Source organism: Photorhabdus stackebrandtii (assembly GCF_011189495.1).
Lineage (GTDB): Bacteria > Pseudomonadota > Gammaproteobacteria > Enterobacterales > Enterobacteriaceae > Photorhabdus > Photorhabdus khanii.
Genome location: NZ_PUJV01000158.1, coordinates 1 through 712, shown reverse-complemented (window position 1 = coordinate 712; position 712 = coordinate 1). Strand labels below are relative to the sequence as shown.

Annotated in this window: 1 protein-coding gene; it reads left to right on the top strand. The window is 34.8% G+C overall.

Annotated elements, in window-relative coordinates; all coding sequences use genetic code 11:
- Positions 1–131: 131 nt before the first annotated feature.
- Positions 132–712 (top strand): transposase (locus C5470_RS22125; protein ID WP_166291936.1); only part of this gene is annotated, 581 nt, incomplete at its 3' end.

Here is a 712-nt window from a genome sequence, read left to right as displayed (position 1 = left end):
CAATGGCATTCGGTTAAGGAAACAACGATGTGATAAAATAGGGTTTAAATGAGCAAGGGGGAATGGATCATGGATTTATATCAACGCCTAAACAAAACCTTTTTTAATTCATGTTCGACGATTGATAAATCGTGGCAAAAAAGAAAAAGAACAATAGATACAAAATTGATTGTCTTATTCCTCATGAAAATTATTTCAGGAAAAATAATCATGGATATGCTTATATCATCAATGAAATATGGGATGACTGCGTTCATGAAAATATACCTCTACCTCAGTGCAGTCCTATTTCAGCCTCATCAATGTGCGAAGCCAGAATGAAATTACCTGATGATGCCATCAAAACCATTAATAAAGATATTGTGGCTGTCTGGGAGAAAAATACTCTCCCGACAACATGGAAAGGACACCGAATTTTTGCCATTGATGGATCAAAGCTCAATGTCCCCAGAAAACTTATCAATAATGGCTATCGTGTCACACAACGTACGTCCAGACATTATCCCTATGCCATGATGAGCTGTCTCTATGATGTGTTGAATTCAATTGTATATGATATTGATTTTGTTAACCATAATAATGAAAGAGCTTGTGCGGAAAAACATTTTCATTGCCTGAATACCCATGATGTCATTATCTTCGACAGGGGATATTTTAGTTATTATATGTTACATCAAGTCATAAAAAATAACTTGAATGCCATATTCAGAAT